Origin of the sequence: Marivibrio sp. (assembly GCF_040218065.1) — a bacterium.
Classification (GTDB): domain Bacteria; phylum Pseudomonadota; class Alphaproteobacteria; order UBA8366; family Aestuariispiraceae; genus Marivibrio.
Genome location: NZ_JAVJQE010000013.1, coordinates 113,940 through 132,200 on the forward strand (window position 1 = coordinate 113,940; position 18,261 = coordinate 132,200).

General features: G+C 68.0%; 18 protein-coding genes and 2 tRNA genes. 10 read left to right on the top strand and 10 right to left on the bottom strand.

Annotated elements, in window-relative coordinates; genetic code table 11:
• Positions 1–54 precede the first annotated feature (54 nt).
• Together RIB45_RS12520 and RIB45_RS12525 are read left to right on the top strand one after the other, a co-directional pair.
• Positions 55–1,146, top strand: a complete 1,092-nt coding sequence (locus RIB45_RS12520) for a phytanoyl-CoA dioxygenase family protein (protein WP_350050643.1) — start codon at positions 55–57, stop codon at positions 1,144–1,146.
• Positions 1,147–1,187: 41 nt separating this feature from the next.
• The gene (locus tag RIB45_RS12525; RefSeq protein ID WP_350050644.1) at positions 1,188–1,844 is read left to right on the top strand and encodes a VOC family protein; all 657 of its coding nucleotides are present in this window, start codon (positions 1,188–1,190) and stop codon (positions 1,842–1,844) included.
• A gap of 235 nt (positions 1,845–2,079) precedes the next feature.
• On the opposite strand, the gene RIB45_RS12530 is transcribed toward RIB45_RS12525, so the two are convergent.
• From RIB45_RS12530 to RIB45_RS12545, 4 genes are all read right to left on the bottom strand, one after another.
• Positions 2,080–3,345 carry a GSCFA domain-containing protein gene (locus RIB45_RS12530; RefSeq protein WP_350050645.1) on the bottom strand — a complete coding sequence of 422 codons (1,266 nt, stop codon included), beginning with the start codon at positions 3,343–3,345 and terminating at the stop codon, positions 2,080–2,082.
• A 42-nt stretch (positions 3,346–3,387) separates the two neighbouring features.
• Complete coding sequence (locus tag RIB45_RS12535; RefSeq protein ID WP_350050646.1) at positions 3,388–4,104, bottom strand: PopZ family protein; 717 nt, start codon at positions 4,102–4,104, stop codon at positions 3,388–3,390.
• A gap of 208 nt (positions 4,105–4,312) precedes the next feature.
• The gene (locus RIB45_RS12540; RefSeq protein WP_350050648.1) at positions 4,313–5,767 is read right to left on the bottom strand and encodes a TolC family outer membrane protein; all 1,455 of its coding nucleotides are present in this window, start codon (positions 5,765–5,767) and stop codon (positions 4,313–4,315) included.
• A 45-nt stretch (positions 5,768–5,812) separates the two neighbouring features.
• Positions 5,813–6,466, bottom strand: coding sequence for a protein-L-isoaspartate O-methyltransferase family protein (locus tag RIB45_RS12545; RefSeq protein WP_350050649.1), 654 nt, complete (start codon positions 6,464–6,466; stop codon positions 5,813–5,815).
• 293 nt (positions 6,467–6,759) lie between these two features.
• Between RIB45_RS12545 and RIB45_RS12550 the strand changes: the two genes are divergently transcribed.
• The 6 genes from RIB45_RS12550 (at position 6,760) to RIB45_RS12575 (ending at position 9,622) form a co-directional block, all read left to right on the top strand.
• A tRNA-Cys gene (locus RIB45_RS12550) sits at positions 6,760–6,833 on the top strand.
• A 222-nt stretch (positions 6,834–7,055) separates the two neighbouring features.
• Positions 7,056–7,283: a hypothetical protein gene (locus RIB45_RS12555; RefSeq protein WP_350050650.1), complete on the top strand. Its 228-nt coding sequence runs from the start codon at positions 7,056–7,058 to the stop codon at positions 7,281–7,283.
• A 122-nt stretch (positions 7,284–7,405) separates the two neighbouring features.
• Positions 7,406–7,481 (top strand) — tRNA-Asn (locus RIB45_RS12560).
• A 71-nt stretch (positions 7,482–7,552) separates the two neighbouring features.
• Positions 7,553–8,224 (top strand): PAQR family membrane homeostasis protein TrhA, encoded by a 672-nt coding sequence (gene trhA, locus RIB45_RS12565; protein WP_350050651.1) that lies wholly within the window; start codon positions 7,553–7,555, stop codon positions 8,222–8,224.
• A gap of 95 nt (positions 8,225–8,319) precedes the next feature.
• Complete coding sequence (locus tag RIB45_RS12570) at positions 8,320–8,736, top strand: hypothetical protein (RefSeq protein WP_350050652.1); 417 nt, start codon at positions 8,320–8,322, stop codon at positions 8,734–8,736.
• Positions 8,737–8,773: 37 nt separating this feature from the next.
• On the top strand, positions 8,774–9,622 hold the full coding sequence (locus tag RIB45_RS12575; RefSeq protein WP_350050653.1) for a carbon-nitrogen hydrolase family protein: 849 nt from the start codon (positions 8,774–8,776) through the stop codon (positions 9,620–9,622).
• 25 nt (positions 9,623–9,647) lie between these two features.
• Here RIB45_RS12575 and RIB45_RS12580 read toward each other — a convergent pair whose 3' ends face one another.
• Positions 9,648–10,238 (bottom strand): LysE family translocator, encoded by a 591-nt coding sequence (locus tag RIB45_RS12580; RefSeq protein ID WP_350050655.1) that lies wholly within the window; start codon positions 10,236–10,238, stop codon positions 9,648–9,650.
• A gap of 56 nt (positions 10,239–10,294) precedes the next feature.
• Positions 10,295–11,134 (bottom strand): protein phosphatase CheZ, encoded by an 840-nt coding sequence (locus tag RIB45_RS12585; RefSeq protein WP_350050657.1) that lies wholly within the window; start codon positions 11,132–11,134, stop codon positions 10,295–10,297.
• A gap of 287 nt (positions 11,135–11,421) precedes the next feature.
• Between RIB45_RS12585 and RIB45_RS12590 the strand changes: the two genes are divergently transcribed.
• On the top strand, positions 11,422–12,453 hold the full coding sequence (locus RIB45_RS12590) for a hypothetical protein (protein WP_350050658.1): 1,032 nt from the start codon (positions 11,422–11,424) through the stop codon (positions 12,451–12,453).
• 13 nt (positions 12,454–12,466) lie between these two features.
• Here RIB45_RS12590 and RIB45_RS12595 read toward each other — a convergent pair whose 3' ends face one another.
• The 4 genes from RIB45_RS12595 to RIB45_RS12610 form a co-directional block, all read right to left on the bottom strand.
• Complete coding sequence (locus RIB45_RS12595) at positions 12,467–13,132, bottom strand: DUF6655 family protein (RefSeq protein WP_350050660.1); 666 nt, start codon at positions 13,130–13,132, stop codon at positions 12,467–12,469.
• A 98-nt stretch (positions 13,133–13,230) separates the two neighbouring features.
• Complete coding sequence (locus RIB45_RS12600; protein ID WP_350050661.1) at positions 13,231–14,304, bottom strand: HlyD family secretion protein; 1,074 nt, start codon at positions 14,302–14,304, stop codon at positions 13,231–13,233.
• 1 nt (position 14,305) lies between these two features.
• Entirely contained in the window at positions 14,306–15,571 is a 1,266-nt protein-coding gene (locus RIB45_RS12605) for a glycosyltransferase family 2 protein (RefSeq protein WP_350050663.1), read from the bottom strand.
• On the bottom strand, positions 15,568–16,995 hold the full coding sequence (locus tag RIB45_RS12610; protein ID WP_350050664.1) for a TackOD1 domain-containing metal-binding protein: 1,428 nt from the start codon (positions 16,993–16,995) through the stop codon (positions 15,568–15,570). Before RIB45_RS12610 ends, RIB45_RS12605 begins: the two co-directional genes overlap by 4 nt.
• A gap of 166 nt (positions 16,996–17,161) precedes the next feature.
• Between RIB45_RS12610 and RIB45_RS12615 the strand changes: the two genes are divergently transcribed.
• Positions 17,162–18,259 (top strand): hypothetical protein, encoded by a 1,098-nt coding sequence (locus RIB45_RS12615; RefSeq protein WP_350050666.1) that lies wholly within the window; start codon positions 17,162–17,164, stop codon positions 18,257–18,259.
• The last annotated feature ends 2 nt before the right edge of the window (positions 18,260–18,261 follow it).

Genomic DNA, 18,261 nt, shown 5'->3' on the forward strand with positions numbered 1-18,261 from the left:
GCGCGCGACCGGCCGCGCCAAGGAAAACCGATAGCGACGCCTCCGGGAGCCGTCATGACCGCGCCGAGCGCCACCCCGTCCCGCCCCGCCGTCGCAGCCGCCCGCGCCGTCGCGACGCCGGACGACTGGTACAGAGCCTTCGCCGCCTATCTGCATGAGACGCCGGCCTGGGCGCAGCTCGGGCGCCTCTTTCCCATGCCCGAGGGCGCCGCGGACGGCCTGCAGCGCCATCGACATCTGTTGAGCCAAGCCGTCCTCAATCCGTCCCTTGAGGCCGCCATCCCGCGTGCGATCGGCGCCTTTGCGCGCGACGCCTTAGGCGCGCCGCCGCGCCCGCAGACGGCCGACAGCCAAGCGGCGGCGGCCGAGATCGAACAGCGGGGCTGGACCGTCCTGCCCGACACGCCCCGCGAGGCGGTCGAGCGTCTGCGCGGTCGTCTCGAGGCGCTGCCGCTCTACGCAAAGGCGGGGGCGGCGCGCTCGGCGGCGCTCGACTATCAGGCGGCGCAGGCCTACAACGTCGCCGAATACCGGGCGGAGGACGCGCTCGCGATTCCCGACGTGTTGGATTTCGTGTGCGAGCCGACCGCGCTGGCGGCGGCGGAGCGTTATTTGGCCGGCCCGCCCATGCTGTTGGCGCTGGTGGCGTGGTGGAGCTTTCCCGGCCATCAAGCGCGCGACGCGCAGCTCTTCCATCTCGATGTCGACGACCATCGGTTCGTGAAGCATTTCGTCTATCTCACGGACGTCGACGGCGAAAGCGGCCCCCACGCCTATGTCGAGGGCACGCATCGGCCGGAAGACTACGCCTTGATGATCAAACGCGCAGGAGACCGGGCCGGCCAGCAGCGCATATATGATTGGCTGTTCCAGACGCTGCGCAAATCCGACGCCGATGTGGAGGCTGTGACCGGCAAGCGTCCCACGTTGATCGAGGGCGCGGCCGGCACGCGATTCCTCGCCATGACGCGGGGACTGCATAAGGGCGTCCCGCCGGCGAGCCGTCCGCGCCTGCTCTTACAGGCGACCTACGGCGTAAGCCCTGCCGGGGTTGCGCCGCGCCGTGCGGTCTCGGCTGAGACGGCGGCCGGGCTGTCGCCGGAAAATCGTCGGCTCCTCTGGCTCTTCGGGGGCGAGACGGGCTAGATTGATCGCCCGCCCGTCCGCCTGATTGTGGGAGCAGCGCCATGACGACGCTCACCGGCATCGACCATTTGGCCTTCATCACGCCGGACATCACCGGCACGATCCGATTCTATCGCGACCTGCTGGGTTTGCGCCTAGAGGCGGGTGTCGGTCACGACGGCTTCCGCCACTATTTCTTCAAACTCGGCGACGGGCGCACGCAGATCGCCTTCTTCGAATATGACGGGGCCGCGCCGATGGTGCGAAAATTCCCCGGCGATCGAACGTCCGAGCCGCTCGGCTACGATCATGTCTCGATGCGCGTGGAGAGCCGGGAGGCCCTTTTCGATCTGAAAGACCGCCTGGAGGCGGCGGGCTTCCCCGTCCACGGCGCGGTCGATCACGGGCTGTTCTGGTCGGTCTATTTTTACGATCCGAACAACATCCCCTTGGAGGCGACCTGGAACTTCATGGAGGTGGCGGAGGCCCCGGCGATCGTCGACGACGAGCCGGTCCCGGCCGCCGCAGAAGGACCGGAGCCTCAACCCGGTCATTGGCCCCCGCCCGCGCGGCGCACGCCCCCCGAGGCGATGAGCGCCAAAGGCGGCAACGCCCTGCCGCTTCGCCGGGAATTGCTGGCGAAAGGCCGCGTGCGCTTCGCCGACGATTTGCCGGAGGATTTCCGGGCGCAGATGGCGGCGGAGACGGCGGAGGCCTGACGGGCGCGAAGGCTTCGAGGCGGATCGGCGATCCCTTGCGTGATTCGCTTCTGTTCCGTCACCCCGGCCCTGTGCCCGGGAAACAGCCGTCTGCGCCGTCAGAGCGCAGCGCTGTCGGGTCGGAACAGGTCCGGCCCGACGAGTCTCGACGGAAGGATCGGCGGCGGAGACGTGAGCGACGAACGCTGCGGCGCCTGGCCTTTCCCGAGGGAGAGGTGAAAGCGACTAACGCCCCCTACTCCGCCACAAACATCGCGTCGAACAGCTCCATCACCTGGGCGACCGTCTCCGGCTTCACATGGCGCAAATCAACGTCCCACGGCGCGTCGAGACAACCGGTGACCAGTTCGTAGGACGGGAAGTAATAGGCCTGCGGGTCGGCTGCGACGATCTCCTCGGCGGCGACGCGGAGCACCGCCTTGGAGTGCGTGTTCGCCTCCACCACATGGCGCTCGGCGGCGCGGGTCGTCGCCAGAAACGGAATAGGCGAGACCGAGACGATCAGGGTGAAGTCCGGATTGTGCGCGCGCACGATCTCGGCGAACCGGCGGATGTCCTCGACGTTCTGCTGTACCGTCAGCACGTCCGGACGCGCCGTCAGATAACTCGAGAAACCGCGCGGATTGCGCGACAGAACCGTCCCGTCATGCAGCAGGCGCCAGCACTCGTTGAGGCCGAGGGTGACGATGAACACCTTGGTTGCGCTCAAGGCGTCGCGCACGGCCGACAGATGCCGCTCATAATCGGCGGCGAAGGCCCCCGGCGAGTAGAAGGCCACGCCCTCGCGATACGGGTCGCACCAATAGCTTTGGCCGCCGGCGGTCATCTTGACCAGCATGCGCTCGAACGGCCGTTCGTCGAAGGCGCGCTCGGCCAGTTGGCGGAACCCTGGGCTGTTGAACAGCAATCCCCAGGCGGCGCAGAAATCCGTGACGCTCTTGTCCGGGCGGCCGCCTTCGGAATGAACGCCGTTCGCGCCGTCGGGCTGATTTTCCGTGACGACGTAGTTGAAGCCGCGACGCTGAAAGGCGTGGCTGATCTCGAAGGCGAAGCAACTGCCGGCGCTGCCGATCGGCGTCGCGGCGTCGACCAACGGCGTGCGCGTGACGAAAGGTTTGAGCGCGGCCAGCGACTGCGCGGGATCGCGCTTCGGATTGGGCCAGAAGATCGCCTCGGCCGGCTTCCCCGGCGCAGGCTCGTAGGTCTTGGCGGTCGTCCGCCCCTCGGCCATGAAACGCTGCGGCGCGTCGGCCTGCGCGGCGAAGCGCGCGGCCAGGGACGCATCCTCGACCCGCCGTCCCGCCTGCACCGCCTGGTGCGCCAGGGTCAGCACGGCCCCGAGATCAGGCGTCGACCTGCCGCTGCGGCGGATCTCTTCCGCCACCAGATCACCGAGGTCGGGATCGGCGGCGAAGACGGCGCGCAGCAACAGGCGTCGCGCGGCCGGATCGCTCCAGCCGTCATCGCCGCCTAGCAGGGCTATGTCAGGGACCGCGCTCATCCGCCCGTGAACCTCCGCCGGAGCGCGCGCCGCGCGGCGGCGTCAGTAGCCGTCGTCCTCCCATCGGCGTTTCGCGCCGGAGGCCATTTTCTGAATCTCTTCCTCGACAAGACGCTCCACCATTGTCGGCAGATTGTCGTCGAGCCACGAGCGAAGCATCGGCCGCAACAGCCCCTTCACGACATCTTCCAGCGTCTCGCCGGCCTGCCCCATGCGGATCGAGCGTTCCAACTTCGCGAAGGAAGCCGTGCCGAACTGTTCGGTCGTCTCCGAGACCAACCGCTCTTCGAGCTGATCGGCGGCAGCGGCCAGCGGGTTGCGCGGCGCGGCGGCCTGGGTATCAGGCCGCGGCGGCGGGGGCGGCGGAGGGGGCGGGGGCGGCTCGAAATCGTCGTCGTCGTCTTCCATGTCGACGAGTTCGAGCTCGGGCGGCTCCGGCTCCTCCTCGAGTTCGTCGACGAGTTCAAGCGGCTCCTCGTCTTCTTCCTCAGGCTCCTCCTCCTCGAACTCCTCTTCGAGAGCGAGAGGCTCTTCCTCTTCTTCTGAAGCCGGTTCGGGCTCGGGCTCGGGCTCGGGCTCGGGCTCGGGCTCGGGTTCCGGCTCGGGCTCGGGCTCGGGCTCGGGCTCTTGTTCCGGCTCGGACGCCTCAGGCTCTTCGGCCTTTTTGCCCTCCTCGTCCTCTCCGTCTTCGGAAATGATCCGGCGGATCGACGCGAGGATCTCCTCCATCGACGGTTCTTTACTGGACGAGTCGCTCATTGTTCAGACCTGTCCTTCCGACCCCGGTGCGGACGCCCCGCCCCTCTTTACGCCTCGTCCCTGCGCCCAGTCTAGGGGCCGCAAAGAACGGGCCCCGCTGAGGGCGTCCGATCGCATACTCCGCCAAGGAGGATAGTCCGATTCCCCCACTGTCGCCGCAAAACTGCACCGAGTCGGGGTTTTATTGCAATCGCGTTTAGCCCGCGGATCACTCTGGCGCGGCGGCCGACGGCGGCGCGTCTGCATCGAAGTCGCTGGCCTCGGCGGGCTCGCCCAGCCCCCAGACCTGATTGCGCACGCCGCTATAATGGCTGTAGGGGTCGTAGTAATCGACGTCCAGCCCCAGGTCCCGCGCCGTCAAACCGCCTACCGCGCCCAACAGGTCGTAGCGCGCGACCAGCAGATCGCGCTCCGCTTCGACCAGCGAGACGCGCGCGTCGAGCAGTTCCTGCTCCGCGTCGAGCACGTCCAGCACCGTGCGCTGGCCGACCGTGGCCTCCTGCTGCACGCCCTCGAGCGCGATCTCGGCCGCGCGAACCTCCTCGCGAATCGCCTCGATCTCCGCGAGGCTGGTGCGATAGGTCTCCCAGGCGCTGGTGGCGTCCTCCGTCGCGGCGCGCCGCGCCTCTTCGATGGCGTCCAGGGCTTGGCGGGCGCGCTGCTTGGCTTCACGAACTTCGCTGGTCTGAAAGCCTTGCTGGTAGATCGGCACCGTCAGCTCGGCCGTCAGGCGCAGCTCGTTTTGCTCCGAATCGGTGCTGAAGGTCTTTCGATTGTGGCTCGCCGTGCCGACGACGTCGACATCGGGCAACAAATCGCCGACCTGACTGTCGATCGCGCTCAACGCCGAGCGGCGGTCGTAGATCGTCGCGCTCACGTCCGGATTCCGGGCGCCGGCCAACTCGACCGCCTCGCCGCGGCTGGACGGCAATTCGACCAGCCCCGTGGGCTGTTCCAGTTCGCCCGGGGGCGCGCCGACGACGCGCTCGTACGTGGCCCGGCTCACCTCAAGATTGCCGGCTGCGCGAATGCGGTCGGAGCTGGCGCGGCTCAGCCGCGACTCGGCCTGGGCCACGTCGGTGCGCGTCACCTCGCCCACTTCAAAGCGGTCGCGCGTCGCCTCCAGCTGTCGGCGCAGACGCCGCTCGTTTTGCTGATTGAGCGAGAGCACGGCCTGATCGCGCACCACGTCCATATAGGCGGAAACCGCGTCGAACAGGACGCTCTGCTCCGTCGAAAGCAGCCGCGCGCGCTCCGCTAGCACGTCCGCCTCGGCGGCGGCGACATTCGCCGCCGTCGACCCGCCGTTATAGAGATTTTGCCGAATCTCCAACTGCAGGGAGCGGGTCGTGCGCGTGTCTTTGCGCGGGTTGATGTTCTGGCGCGTGCGCACGCCGCCGACCGTACCGGTCATCTCCACCGAGGGCCGCCAACCGGACAGCGCCTGCGGCACGCCTTCGTCGACGGCGCGCAACTGGGCGCGTCGCGCCTGCAGCGTCGGGTTGTCGCGATAGGCTTTCGCCATCGCCTCGTCCAACGACTGGGCCGAGGCCGCCGGCGCGCTCAGACCGATCACGGCACAGACCGCCGCGCCGGCCAGAACGGCGCGGCTAATGCGCCGGCCCAAGCCGGCGATCGGGAGATACGCGGATGCGTGCGGCATGCGGGCGTCCTAGTTGCCTTCGCGTCGGCGCGGGGCCGACGGCTGTCAGAATACGAAACCCGCCGCGCGCTCGAATCCCGCGGCCGGCTTCACCATGGCGTCGTAGAGCGCCCGGCTCGAGACGACGCCGTTGCGCTTGCCGCACAAGGTCAAGCGCCCCACCTCGCCCGGCGCGCCGATCACCGCCGTCAGCCGGCCGCCTTCGGCCAGCTGATCGAGCAGTACCGGCGGCGCCTCCGGCACGCTTCCGTCAACCAAGATGACATCATAGGGCGATTCTTTCGCCCATCCATCGCGGTGCGGTCCGCCGACGATGACGACGTTGTCGAGCGCCATGTCCGTGATCAGCTGGCTCATTCGCTGGCGAAGCTCGCCGTCCTGCTCCAGTGCGAAGACCGAGCCGGCCAGCCGGCCGGCGACAGCGGCCAGATAGCCCGTGCCGGGGCCGACCACCAGCACGTTGTCCTCCGGACCGACCGCCGCAGCCTCAAACAGCCGTCCCGCCGTAACCGGCTCCATCAAATACCGCCCGGGGGCGATCTCGACGTCCTCGTCGATGTAGGAGATCGCTTGGCGGTTCTTGGGCGTGAATCGCTCCCGCTGAAGCTCGCCCATCGCGGCGAGCAGACGCGGGTCGGACACCTCGTTCGGGCGCAGCTGGCAAGCGACCATGTTGCGACGCGCGACGGAGAAATCCATGGAGCATGCGCCTCCTGAAGAGGACGCCCGTCCGACGCATTAGGCGCCCGTCGGGCCTCGGTGAAAGCGGTTGCGGCGCGTCTCGACGCCGACCGCCGCACAGACGCCGCCGTTATAGGCGGCCCGCGCGGCGATGGCAATCGCAGCGCACGGCGAGACGCTCGATCCCGCTCGCCCGCGCCCGACGGGGCTGTCGCGACTAGGCTGGCTTGACCGGGCTGGCTTGACCGGGCTGAGGTGCGCGCGTATATCCGCGCCGGAAGCGGGCGGGGCCGACCCCCGGCTTCCCCCGAGGCGCGGTGGCGGAGTGGTTACGCAGCGGCCTGCAAAGCCGTGTACGCCGGTTCGATTCCGGCCCGCGCCTCCATTTCCCTCTTTTCCTGTTCGACCGCGGTCCGTCCGGCGCATCCCGTGCGGCGGCGCGTGGCGCGGCTTGCCGTCGACGCGCGCTGATTTCGCTCTATACTAGCGTGCACACCGCTCACGCGAGGACAGGAGACGAGCCGTCACGCCGACGCCGCCCCGCCCTTCCGGCGCACCCCCGCGCAAGCCCGCTCCGGTCAAGATCCGCCGGGGCGTATGGTCCGATGTGGCCGACTGTCTTCCCGATCGACTGCATCCGATGAGCGCGCAGTATCTGCGCTACTTCCTCGACGGCACCTGGAACGTCGAGCAGTTCCTGCGCTGGTTTCATATGCCCAACTCCTCCTATCTGCCGGTGGCGCAATGCGTGCTGCACCGCCTGGGCGAAGAGTGGACCCCGCCTTGGCCGCCGCCGCGCACCCTGCCGAGCGAGCCGCCGGACGCCGCGGTGTGAATTTTTTTCGACGGCCCGCGGCGTTTCGCGGCGCGCGCCCTCTTGGCAAGGCCGGGGCGGGTTGCTATACACCGCGCCGTTCGAACGGGACGGTCCGCGCGCCGCCCGCCGGGCGATACCGATCCGGTGTAGCTCAGTTGGTAGAGCAAGCGGCTGTTAACCGCTGGGTCGTAGGTTCGAGTCCTACCGCCGGAGCCAGTTGGAGAAAGGGGTCGATCGACGGATCGACCCCTTTTTCATGACGCGGCGGCGCCCATCTCTAGCGCGCTATGCGACCCTTCGACCTTCGATCCCCGCCGCCCGGGACGCCGGACTACAGCCGCGCCGAAGCCCGTGTCGACGGTGCGGTCCAAGCCCTCGGTTTCGCCGCGGCGCCGCCGGCGGCGGTGATCCTAGGGCTGGTCGCGGACGGGACGACGGCGACGCTCGGCTCCGTGATCTACGGACTCAGCCTGACGGCGATGACGGCCTGTTCGGCGCTCTACCATTGGGTCCAAGATCCCAGCCGCAAAGCGCTCTGCCGCCGGGCGGATCGGGCCGCGCTCTTCGCCTTGATCGCCGGAACCTACACAGCCTTGCTGACCGGCTCCCTGGGGGACGCGCTCGGCCCGACGTGGCGCGCGCTCGCGCTCGGCTTTATATGGGCCGCGGCGGGCGCCGCGAGCTATCTGGAGATTCGCCATCCGCGTCGATTCGAACGAACGACGCTGGCCCTCGCCCTGCTGTTAGGATGGTGCGGGCTGATGCTGCTGAATCCGATGCTGGAAAGCCTTTCCCCGGCTGTGCTGGCGCTCATCGGCGGAGGCGGAGTCGCCTACTCCGCCGGGGTAGGTTTTCATCTTTGGCGAACCCTGCCCTTCCACAACGCCGTGTGGCACGGCTTCGTTCTTTCCGGCGTGATTTGTCACTATATCGCTGTTTTCCTGACTCATACTTCCTAACGCCACGCCCCCCGTTAACTGGATCTTCACCCGGGGGGTGGAGTTTTCGAACGACTCATTGCTGAATATCGTCATCACCTGAGGAGGGGCGGTGCATGACTGTCGCGCGGGTTGCGCTGGCGCTCGCCATGGCGTCTTTCGGTCTCGTCGCGGCGGCGGCGCGCGCTGCGGATCCGACGTCGAGCGAGCCCCCTGGGATCGAGCGCCCGGCGCTTTCTTGCGACCCGGTTTACGAGCCGGAAGGCCGCCGCCTGGCCGCGACCGCGCCAAACCCGGCCGGTCGCGGCTGCCGCAAGAGCGGCCTCTATCATCTGATCGTAAGCCACCCCGCCGACTGCGGCGTCGACGCCGGGGGCGCGCCCTTGATGCGATTCGGCTATCTTGACGACAGCGGTCGCTTCCGCCCCGCTTTTCTGGGCTGTTTTCGGCGCTTTGACGACGCGCACGAGCGTGCGGCGGCCCAGGCGGCCGGCGGCCCTGTGGACGGCCGGCGGCCCTTTTGGATCGAGTGACCCGGCGCGCGGCGCGCCCAACCGCGGAGAATGCTGGATGAAAATCGCCTTGTGGCAAACCGCGACGCCGACCGGAGACGATCCCGATCTGACGACGCTCGAGGCCGACGCCGTCGAGCGCGCCTTGGACGCCGTGGCGGTGCGGGCGCGCGAGGCCGCAGAGGCCGGCGCCGTTTTACTCATAGCGCCGGAGCTCGCGCTCAGCGGCTACAACATCGGCGACGCCGCGCGCCGATTGGCCGAGCCCGCCGACGGCCCGGCGGCGGAGCGCCTCTCTGCGGTTGCAGCGGAGACCGGCGTCGCGATTCTGATCGGCGCGCCCGAGCGCGGGTCGGACGGGGCCGTCTACAACGCGGCCCTCTTCACGGATCCGTCGGGCGCGCGGGCCGTCTACCGGAAAGCGCACCTCTACGGCCCTGAGGAGAAACGACTTTTCGCACCGGGAACGGCTCGCCCGCCGATCTTGTCGGTCCGCGGGCTCAAGGTCGCCCCGCTGATCTGTTACGATGTGGAGTTCCCCGAGATGGTGCGCGCCGCCGCCGACGCCGGCGCGGATCTGATCGCCGTCCCCACGGCGTTGATGCGCCCGATGGACATCGTCGCCGAAACGCTTGTCGTCGCCCGCGCCTATGAGAGCGGCGTGTTCGTCGCTTACGTCAACCGCTGCGGGCGCGAGGCGGCGCTGACCTATGTCGGCAAGAGTTGCCTGATCGCGCCCGACGGCTCGGAGCTGGCGCGCGCCGGCGCGGACGAGGAGGCGCTGTTGATCGCCGACGTCGATCCCGGCGGCTATGAAGCCTATCGGCGTGAAGCCCCGTATCTGGCGGATCTGCGCCGGGATCTCTATCCCCCGCCCGCGCCCGTCGCCAGCCGCGCGGCCGATTAGTCTCGGCGCCGTCGTCCGGACCCGGCTAACGCGGGGCCCAAAGCGCCAGCCCCACGACGCCCAGCATAGAGACGGCCATCGCGACGTTGATGATCCGATGCGTGCGCGGCGCCAAGTCCAGCCGGTGCAACGTCACCCCCGCCCACAGCCAAAGATAGTGCAGCGGGATCCAGATGACGTTCATGACGACGAACTTGACGATCGTCTCCGTCAGCAGCGCGTCCGGCATGAAGCCGAAGCCGCCGAAAAGCGTCGTGTGGACCGCGTAAGCCTTGGGATTGATCAGCTGCAGGGTCAGGCCGTTGACCGCGCCGGGCGGCTTCGACTTCTCGATGAAGGCGATCTTCGAGCCGGCCAACGCGATCTTGGCCGCGAGATAAAAGAGATAAGCGACCGAGGCGTAGAGCAGGATGGATCGGATCAGCGGATCGGCGACGACCGCCGCCGCCACCCCTGTCGCCACCAGGAGCGCAACCGCATTGTTGCCGAGCCAGAGGCCGATCAAATAGCGGTTGCCGGCCGCGAAGCCATAGCCTGACCCGACCCCGGCCACGGAGAGAACCCCTGGTCCAGGCGTGATGATCAAAAGGAAGACCGCGGCGGCGAAGGCGAGCATGGCGGCGAGACTAGCCGTTTCGTCCGCCGCTGGCAAAAGGCGCGACGGGCCGCCGGTCAGTCGAACAGCGCGTCGATATCCGCTTGGCTGATGCCCTCGCCGCTGCGCGCCGGACCGTTCAGCAGGGCGGCGTCGCCCTCGGCCTCCTCCTCAGGAACCGGCAGGTCTTCGAAGGCTTCGATGCCCCAGATTCCGATCATCGCGACGATTCGCTCCTCGATGTGGCGAAGCGTGGTGATGACCTTGGAGGTGCGCTGACCGGTCAGATCCTGAAAGTTGCAGGCCTCCATGATCTTGATCGCGGCCTCCTCGATCTGCGCGGCGAGCGCCTCCTGCTCCGCGTCTCCGTCGAGCAGGCCGGCGAGTTTGGTGACCAGATCCATCTGCTCTTCGGCGCGGGCCAGGATCTCCTCCGTCGCCGCGCCGGTGTCCGTCACGATGGCGTCCAGCTCGTTGCGCGCTTCCTCAATCCGGTTGTTGTCGGCGTTGGGGTGCTTGATGAGCGACAGTTCTGTCTTGGCGCGGCCGATCATCTTGACCATGCGCGCGATCTCCACCCGAACGGCGAGATCGGAGTCGACGTCCTGCGCCCCAAGCCCGGCCGGCTCTCCGGCGGGCGCCCCGGCGGGCTGCAAGGCGGCCAGCATGGTCTTCATCTCAGCCAATTCCGCGTGAATGGCCGCCAGCTCGTCGCCAGCGGCGAAAGACGCCCCTGACGAGGGCGCCCCCGATGCGGCCTCCGCGCCGTCGCGATCCGCCGCCTGGGGCGGTCGGGGCAGCGGCGGCTCGGGCGCCAGAGGACCGGCGGCGCCGACGTCCAATCCGGCCCTCTCGGCGCGGAACGGCCGCCGGGCCTGCGAGCGGCCGGCGGAGGAGGAAGCGGTGAGATTGGTCATCGTTTGGCGCTCGCTTGGCTCTTGCGGCGCCGGCCGGCGTCTCGGCCGGCGGCGTCCGTCGTTGGCGGTTCCTCGGTGCGCGGCGCGGCGGCGGATCGCCAATGGACGTCCGCCCTTCCGCTCCCATCCGGCGCGATCGGGACTATGCGCCGCCGTTCCTTTCCGGCCGGTTAACGCCGCGCCCTTCGGCGCCGTCTTAAGCTCGCGTTAACGCGTCTCAGGCAAACTTCACTCTGGGTCTTGTGGGGGTGCGACGGACGCGAGACTGAACTGGGATCGAAGGCTTCATGACCACCGAAACCGCACCGCCGGCGCCGACAGGGCGCGAGCGCGACAGCCTGCATATTCTGCCGCTGTGCATCGTTCCCCTTCAGACGCCGGGACTGCGTCGCGCGCGACTGGTCAAGAACAACCGCATCGAGACGATGGTCGAGCTGTTCAAGGACCAGCAAGCCGGCAGCGGGCAAATCGCCCTGCCCGATCTCCCGGGGTTTTTCCCCGGCGCCGATCCGGAGACGTTCAAAAAAGATCTGGCGATCGTCGAGCGGTTGGCGCGGGCGCCCAGTTTCGACGTCTATTCGACGCGAATCACGCTGCGCAATCTCGACATCCAGGTCGACCGACAGGAGCATCTGCAGCTTTCCGACGATAAGAAGCTTGAGCTGACCGAGCGGATGAAGAGCTTCACCGCCCCCTTGATCCGCAACGTTTACGGACAAGAGGTCGACGGGGTGGAGGACGCGGGCGATCTATCCGCCATGCTGCGCAACCCCGACAAGGAGGAGGCGCTGCGCCGGCTGACCACCTTGGCCGAGAAGCTGAATGTGAACCTCGAGGACATCCCCCGCTTCGTCGAGGACTACGGCGACGTCTTCCTCTCGCTGGCGTTTTTTCAGGAAACCTTGGACAAGATGGTGCCGGGATTGGATCTGTTCCTTGGCTGGACAGAGGACCTTCGCGCCTCCTGGCAAATCAAGAACGACCGCGCGCAGGATCGCATCCTGAAGCAAATCATCGCGGACCTTTCGGACATATCCGGCTCCATCACCGGCCGGTTCGAGAGCTTCGACCGCAAGACGAAGGATTTCTGGGAGGACGTCTCCGCCGAACGCTTCAAGGAAGTGCGCGATCTCGTCACCGCGCATCACATGACGGTCGGCGGCGTGCTCTGCGGACTCAACCTGAAACTCGACCATTGGCGCGAGCGGTTCCCGGACCGCCACGCCGGCGGGCCGCAACAGCGCATCGAATTCTGCTTCAGCGAGATCTTGCCGGGGCTCGACTACATCAAGCAGTTGGAGACCCGCGCGGCGCGGTGAGCGAAGGCGTCCGTCACTTCGGACGTCGCGATCGCCAGAGCGAGCGATCGGGCTCGATCGTCGAGCCTTCGAGCACCTTGCGGCGACGCTTCTCCACCCGCTCCGGCAGCAGATTCTCGTCGCGCCACCCGACGCCGAACAATTGGTTCTTCTCAAGCCAGCTCAGTCCGTAGACCGGCCCGGTCTGCGAAACCAAGGCCCCGTCGGCCCGTCGATAGACCGCGACCGCCAATTTCGCCACGCCCGTGCGGTCGAGCGACTCGAAGAGCGCAAGCTCCGGTATCTCAACCGCTTCCGACAAGGGAACCGGGGCTTCGAAGCCGCCCACACCGACGAAATCCCGACGGCGGTTCACCGACAACGCGCCGGAGCGCAGCTCGACCACATAGTCCGCCGCCGCGCGCGTCGGGCGCAGCCGAAAGCCCTGCCGCGCGATCCGTTCACGCACGGCGCCCAACACGTAGGCCGCGTCGTAGCTCTCATGATACTGGGCGTCGAGGAAGACGGAGGCGCCGTCGGGCGCGTCGATCTCAAGCTTCTCGACCGCCTGGTCGGCGGCGGTCGAGATCAGCAACTGCTCCGTCGCGGCCCGCTCCGGGGCGGTGCGGCGGACCTCGGTGCAGGCGGCGGTCGTGAGGGCTAGAATCAGGCACAGGGCGGCGCGGACGCTCGAGCGCATGCGAGACAGCTCCGTCGGTTTGAGACGTTGGGGCGGCTGACAGATTGGCAGGTGGGGCCGACTTTCGGGCCTGCAACCCCCGTAGAATCGCCCGCCGCTCAGCCCCCCGCCTCCTGCCGCCATCCGAAGCGTTGTTCGACGGTGCGGCGCAGGTCGTCGAGGCGATGCTCGATCCACCATCCGGGCCGATGCACCTCCACCGTGGCGAACAGCGGCGGCCGTCGGTCGGGATCGCCTGTGAAGTCCACGCGGAGAACCTGTTCGCGCTCGGCCGGACGAAAGGTCTGACGGAACTCTTCAGGCAACTGCGCGGTCAACGGCAGGACCGCGCTGACCGTCGCCGGGTAGCGCGCGACGCCGTCCGTGACCTCCACCGTTTCGCCCACGGCGACGTCGTAGAGCGTCCCCGTCGCGCGATAGGCCAGCACGTAGCGCCCCTTATCAGCGATGCGCGCGACCGGCTCGCCGGCCGTGACCACGGCGCCGCTCAGCACCATGACGTCGGTGACAAGCCCCGAGAACGGCGCCCGAAGCGCCCCGTCGTCGAACTGCTCGCGCAGCGCCGCCAGCGCGTTCTCGGCCCGGGCGACGCGGGTGCGCAGCGCGTCGTTCTCCGCACTCAGACCCTCGATCGCGCTTTTCAGGCTCTCCACCTCCGAGAGCGCCTGATAATAGTCGTTCGCGACCGACAGCTGCTCGCGTTTGCTGACGAGCCCTTGGGCCTGCGCCTGATCGAATTGCGCGCGCACCTGCCGGGCGCTTTCCAACCGCCGTTCCGCTTCGCCCAGCAGACGCCGACGCGCGGCCAGATCGGCGACGCCTTCGGTCAGCCGCCCTTGCGTCTCGGCCACGTCGGCGGCGATGCGCGCGATGCGCTCTGAGACGTCCTGGCTTCGCAGCCGCGCGAGCAGGTCCCCCTGCTCGACCCGATCGCCGCGCTCGACCGCGACCTCCGACACGGTGGCGGTGTATTCCGAGGCCAGTTCGGCGGCGTCGGAGACCACCAGCCCCTGGGCGCGCAAATACACCAAGTGTCCGGCGAAGGCGTCCGCCAACCACAGCATCAGCCCGAACAGCGCGCTCAGATAGAGCACGCGGCCGAGACGGCCGCTGCGCCCGCGCACCTGGCTTCTGAGCGCGTCGGAGGAGGGTCTGCGCTTCAGGCTGCGCATCTCAGAACACCTCCGTCGTCTCGCGCACCTTGGGCGGCACGTAATCGTCGCGGTAAGAGGTGCGGAAAATCAGCTCGTCGACCGCCGCATACAGCCGCACGAAGCGCAGAAAATAGCTGTTGAAGAGGCCGTAGCAGATCGCCTCCGGCCAGAGGCGAAGCCGGCCGTATTCGCCGGAGACCGCGCAGGCCGCGATATAGCTGACCAGCCCCATCGCCATGTAGAAGATCGTCACCGCGCCCACGATCGCCCAGCCGAACGACCCGTAGGTCAGGAACAGCCAGATCAGATAGACGGTGAAGGAGACCGCCAGAACCAGCTGAAAGAACAGCACGTCGATGACCCCCAGCGCGTTGCGCAGCGTGAAGGACTCGCGCGCCGGATTGAGCAGCCGACCGAACTTCCGCAGCCGGATGCGCACCAGGCTGCGATTCCAGCGCAGGCGCTGGCGCACCAGCGCCGGCAAGCTTTCCGGAACGTCGGTCAGCGCCCAAGCTTCCGGCGCGAAGCGCACGCGCCAGCCGGCCTGGCGCACCTTGACCGTGATGTCCGCATCCTCGCCCGGGCCTACGTCCCAGCCGCCGACCCGGGTCAGCGCGGCGCGTCGAAAGGCCCCGAAAGCGCCGGAGACGATGTAGAGGACGCCCAGCATGTCGGTGACGCGGCGTCCGAGCGAAATGCTCTCCAGATATTGCACCGTCTGCCACCGGGTCATCATGCTCGCGTCCCAATTGCGGACGCCCAGATTGCCGGCGACGGCCCCGCAGCGCGGATCGCCGAAGGGCTCCAACAGCCGGGCGAAGGCGTCGTCGTCATAGGTGGTGTCCACGTCCGCGATCACCACGACTTCGCCCGTCGCGTAACGCAGGCCCAGATTGGCCGCGGCGCTCTTGCCCGCGCGCAGACGGGTCGACAGCGCGAGATCGATTAGACCTTCCTTCTTGAGACGGCGCGCCAACGCGCCCATTCCGTCGCTGGAGCCGTCGTCGACGACGATGATCTGGTCCGGCGGGCGCGACTGAAGCCGCATCGAGCGGACGGCGACCTCCAGCCGATCGGCCTCGTTGTGACCGGGCAACAGCACCGTCACGCCCTGCACCGCGGCAGGGGATGCGGTCGCCTCCGCGGGCCGGATCAGGGTCGCCAACGCGATCAGCACACCCGGCAGCAAAAAGCGCGGGATCTCGATGAACAGCGCATGCCAGAACATCGCCAGAAAGCCCGCGCGATCGAGGGCCAACAGGAAGTCGAGCGGCTCGGCGATCATCCGTCGCCTCCCGCCGACTCGACGTCGGGACCCGTCGCGGCGTGGCGTGCAGGGCGAAGCCCGCGCTCGGCGAGAAACGCCTCCGCGCCCTCGCGGTCCATCACGGTGGTGCTGAAGCTGAGGTCGATGGCGATCTTGTCCAGCACCTGATCGTTCAAACGATCGAGGACGCGCCTGGCGTTCTCCGACGTCGTCTCCGGCATGGCGATCAGCACGGCGTCCTCGCTGACCGCCAAGAGGTCGCTTTCGCGCAAAGCCTCGCCGGTCAGTTCCGCCAACAGCCGAAACGCCTCCGCCACCTGCTCGCGGCCGTGCTCGCGGATCAGCGCGTCGGCGCTGTCCAACTTGCCGCGCACGATCGCGATCGGCCGGTCGTACCGCCCCGCGACGTCCAGGTCGTGCAGGAGCAACTGGCCGAACTCCTTAAAGCTGCGGCTTTGGGCGATCGGTTCGAAGGCGTCCTCGACCTTAAGACGCGGGCGCCGGCCGGCGCGCAGGGCGGCCAGCCCCTCCTCGGTCACTGCATAGGCGAACCAGTCGACCGTCTGGGCGCCGTCGCCCGGCGTCTCGCGCGCGCAATCCATGCAGGTGAAGACGACGTTCGGCGGATCCGCCTGTTCGCCGCACACGCCGCAAACCGGAATGACGCCCGGCGAATCGTAATCGACGCCGAAATGGCGGGGGCGCTTGCCGCACTTCGGACAGCGCATCGCGCCGCGCTCTCCAAAATCGCTTTGCGGCCCCTGCATCCCGCAGGCGTAGTGATGGATCAGCCGCTCGTCCTGCAGGTAGGCGGCGTGACAGTGCGGGCAGTGCTCGGCCGCATTCAATCGACTGCCGCCGCACTGACTGCAGCGATGCAGGCGGTGCGCATGGGCGCGCTCGAGCAATCCGTCCGCGGCGAGCGCGTCCAGCAGCCGCCGCGCGCTGGGGACGCCGAACAATCCGGGATAGCGCATGGCCTGGCGGCGCTCCGGCGCCCAATGCGGTTCGATCCGGCGATCCCGCGCTTGCGCATAGGCCAGCGCGCCCATCGCCTGGGGCTCAAGCGAATCGCGCGCATCGGGCCATTGCGCAAGAGCGCGCAGAATCGGCGCGACCTCGGCGAGGCCGTCGGCCAGCGCTTCGCTGGTCAGCGCTTCAAGTTCGGCGTCGAGACGCGCGCGCAGCGTCTCGTGCGAGCCCAGCATCGGCGCGGCGTAGCCGATCGGTCCGTCCAGCAGCGCCGCCGCCGCATCGGCCGAGGCCCCGGGCGCCAGCAGCAGCGCCCGCCGCCCGGCGGACGTCGAGCGCAGCGCAGGCGCATCCGCCGACGGGTTGTCGATCAACCGCCATCCCGCCGGAGGGCGCAGGCCTTCCGGCGCTTCGCCCAACAACGCCAGCACCCCTGCTGGTTCGCCGTCCTCTTCCGCGTGAGTCGCCATGAAGCGAGACTATGGAGCTATTTTATTAAAATGCCAGGGGAATATGCCCGAGGCGTTCGCCTGGTCCGCTAAGCCGCGGGCGGTCACTAACCGTCCGGTAAGAAGTTGCGTCTAGGATCAAGCGCGGTATCAATTCACTGCACCGGATAGACAGGAGAGAGGGGCCATGGCCGCGCATTTGCCGAACAGTTTCCAGGAGCGCGGCGTCGCCGTCCCGTTCGAGACCGACGCGGTTCGAAACGCGCGACTGCGCGGCGAGAGCGCCAAGCGTCGCGAAGCCTTGCTGCCCGGGTTGAGCGGCGGCGAGGGCACCTATGTCGTCCCCTTCAAGGCGCTGCCCGAGCTGGTCGAGCTCACGCTCTACGACCGCGCTCTGTTCGACGCCGTCGAGGCGGAGGACGACGAACTGGCCCCGATGGATATGCGCGAAATCGTTCTCCAGGTCGACGCCCAGGGCTACGGCGGCGTCGACCGCACCAAGGCGGCCAAACAGGAACTCGCTTATGCGGACACGGTCGCGATATTCAATCAATGTCTGCTGATCGTGCGCGCGCTGAAGCTGCTGGCCGACGATTCGCTGGACATGGACTTGAAGGTCTTGATCACGCCGGAGGGCCAGAGGCTCGCGAAGGAGCATTTTCGCGGCTACGCCCAACACGCCGGCACCAGCTCGGACGAAATCATGCGGAAGCTGGAGCAGTGGGCGCGCCTGATCGGCACCGTCGGCGTTCGCCAAGCCGAACATGTCGGCTATTTGCGCCGCGATCAGATACGCCTTAAGGAGATGACCGACGATCTGCGCGCCTACATCGCGAAAGAGCCGCCTGAGGCGCAAGCCATGGGGCGCGGGATCGTCGAGGCGGCCGACCTCGCCTCCGAGATCGTGGACGAAGAAGTGGAGGCCTGTTGGGCCTACGAAGCCTCGATCGCAAAGACCTTGGAAAACGCAGGCCCCGCCATGGCCGATCTGCGCAAGCGGATCGAGACGATCTCATGGGTGCTGGACGGATGGCGCCGGATGATGGACGCCTGGGACGACTCGGCCGAAGCTTTCCGCAGTCAGCGCCGAAAGGTGCTCGAGATGATCTACGAGAACCTGCCGGTGCTCCCGAAGAGCATTCTGCAACGCAATCAGCTGGAGAAAGCGAGCGTGATCCGCGAGCAGCAAAAGGGTTGGGTCAAGGCCAATACCGACTGGCGCACCGAGGAGCTGGACGAGGAGATGGTCGGCCGGCTGCAATCCTTCAAGACGATCGAGGAATGACG